The sequence below is a fragment of the Vibrio thalassae genome (assembly GCF_900089835.1).
Taxonomy (GTDB): domain Bacteria; phylum Pseudomonadota; class Gammaproteobacteria; order Enterobacterales; family Vibrionaceae; genus Vibrio; species Vibrio thalassae.
The window spans coordinates 1-2,953 of record NZ_OANU01000016.1 but is presented as its reverse complement, the minus strand read 5'-3'; the positions used below and the strand labels follow the sequence as shown (position 1 = coordinate 2,953).

Below are 2,953 nucleotides of genomic sequence, written 5' to 3'. Positions count from 1 at the left end.
GCCAGAGATTGCGCGCCGAGATAGCGTGACCGTGTCACCATTGACGGATATTGCGGCAAAAGTCGCGGCAACGGATCTGAGCGTAACAGGCATTAACAGCGCCAATGCACTGATTGCCAGTACTTTCTTAGATTCTGCTAATGCCGATGATGTGTTTGCGATTGCGCCAGCGGCGATGAACGCCACCGGCTCAGGCATTGAACAGCAATACCGCAGTGCCTTGATTGGTTTGTCAGTACTTGGCGGTGGTGAAGCCCTTGCCAATGTGGTAAGCGATCTGGCGACAGATTTGGCTGACAACACCCTTGATGTGAATACTGCCAAAGCCTTGTATCTCAATACCCAAACCTGGCTACGTCGTCATGGCATGACAGATCTGGCGCTCAATGTGCCAACGTATGGCTTAGATAGCGCAGCGCAACAAGCAGTCGATACTACACTTGCCAATGACACCACTTTGGCGTACTTCCCTGAAATACTACAGACCAGCACCGGAACGCTTGATCTGACCGCTTTACTCTCAGGTTATCTGCCAGCAGGCAGCAGTGTCAGCGTGAGTGTTCTTGACGGTGGCAACTTAACGGATGTGACAGGTACATTTGATACCAGCTTATATACTAGCGGTGCGCAAATACAAATCAGCGTGGACGTAGACGGTATTGCCCGTCTAGAAACCATCACACTGCAACCGAGCGCGACACCTGTCTCTGTTACCTCAACACTTAGCGACATCAATAACGGTTCACACACGTTCACCGTGACCGCTTCTGATAGCCAAAGTGTCACCATCGAAAGCTTTACTCCAGAAGTTGCAACTATCGCTAACAATCAAATTAGCGTAAACCAAGATGGCACCGCCCGTTTTGCTGTGACGGCAAATGATGGCTCATGGCAAGAGGTCGTAAGTCTTGATGTATTGTCACCACGCACCGCGCCAAGCATCAATTGGTCACTCAATACCAGCGGTGATTTGCAAGTCGCTAGCATTAATGGCGACGCCACCAATGTCAGTGTGAATTACCAAGGCAGTGATTCGAGCTTGACCATGATGACGGTCTTGCCAGTCGATAGAAATGCAAGCGATAGCATTAGTTGGATGGTGGAAAAAGACGGCGTACGTTACTCAGCGGTCGAAAGTGTTGAGGTGGCGGATGTGGTCAATCCGCTTGCTATCAATAACCTAACGGCGCGAGTGGCAGATACGTCCATCAGTGATGCGGATTTATTAGCCGAGTTCATGGGCTTGCTAGATGTTGCGACCGATGCTACCACCCTTGGTTTATATCGCATTGAACTTGCCAGTAATCCAGTGAGTAGCATTAGCGTACTGCAAGCGCTTATTACCGAGCAAAATGCTGCCGCCATAGCGCTAATTGATTTGCAAAATACCGCAAGTAGCAACATTACCATTACCCAACTACAAACTTTGTTGCCAAATCAACATCTTTTGACGAATTTACTTGGCGATTATCAAACCGCATTAGAGAACGGCACATGGAATACGCCTGACGAGGTTCAAGCACTGATTGTGGGCGTTAATGCCTACGTTATTGACAGTGATGGTGATGGCATTCTTGATGCGAATGATCCTGAGCCTTACGTTTGGAACGACCTTGCTACCGGTGAGCGTTTTGGCGAGACGCAAGTATCCAGCACCCATACGCAAACAGAATACACCACCCCAGTGCTTCGCATCATGACGCAAGCGCACACGCGCAGTGAAGACATGTATGTGCCTTTAGAAGATTACCCTGACAGCTTAAAACGTTGGGATTCTAACTATATGCCGAGGGTCGCTTTCTCCGCCGTGAGTAATGGCACCAAAGATGGCGCGGTTTGGCAAGACCAAACGAATATGGCGGTGTACTACAGCGAATTTAACCCTGATGGTACGCATAACCGCACGCTGAGTTTGCCTAATGATGACAATGAGCGGTTGCTCTCTGCGACCAGTAACGGCAGCGGCGCGATTGTCTACGGTCTTTCAAAGTCGCGTGAAGAATATGAGACCGCACTCACCATGCCAGTGCGTCTCATCCGTTACGATCTCAATAATGAAACCATTACTATCAGTAAATTGCTCGATAGTTCGACGCCTACCGGTGCGTTACCCGATGGGCTTGATGTGTCTAACGTTGGTAGCACGCCATCTAAGTTAGCTTGGTCTGGAGACCGCATTGGTTTAAATCTCCTCCGCTCCAGAACCGATGGGCACCAATCTGGGGTGGCTGTGGTGTATGATGCCAACACCCTTGATTTAGTTAAAAACCATCTACAAATATCGGGGCATCAATTTGGCGGCACCATGATGGTGGACAGCCAAGGTAATTTTAATACCTTGGTGCTCGGTGATAACTTCCCGCGCGGTATCGATTTGATCCAATGGAATGACACCAATCGCTTCACTCAAGATTTACTGCGAGTCAAAACTGAGCATGCCACGACCCAAGGGGTGGGTGAGGTCTATACTGCCATCTCCACACCAAGCCAAACCTACTACACCTGGTCAAACGATAATCGCACCTATTCAGAGCTCGGCGGTGTGGTGGAAATGGATGATCGCCTCCTAAGCTTCGTGACGAGTGAGCGCGGTCTAAATAACGCGGAAGTCGGCAGTGGGCATAATAAGGCATGGAACATTGCCGTGGTGGCGACCGCGAAAGATACCGCGGAAGATAAATACCTTACCTTCGGTGAGTACGAAAGTACCGAGTACTACAATTTCATCGGTAATCGTCACATCCTCGAAAACCGTCACGTCATTTGGATCACGGATTTTACCGACATCAACGACAGCGTGTCGCGTTTGAAACCGTTGAAACTGGCCGATAACGTCATCTTGTTATTGATGGAAATGCATACCTACGATGGCTATGACTACAGTGCCTACATGATGGTCAACAAAGACTTGCAAGTTCTTGTCCCACTCACCCGTATGCATCAAGACATCATC

The 2,953-nt window shown here is 49.2% G+C and carries 1 protein-coding gene; it reads left to right on the top strand.

Going from position 1 to position 2,953, the window contains the following annotated elements; translation table 11 throughout:
- Nucleotides 1–2,953, top strand: a 2,953-nt coding sequence (locus VTH8203_RS07700; RefSeq protein ID WP_158296084.1) for an autotransporter outer membrane beta-barrel domain-containing protein, incomplete at both ends; no start/stop codon positions are given.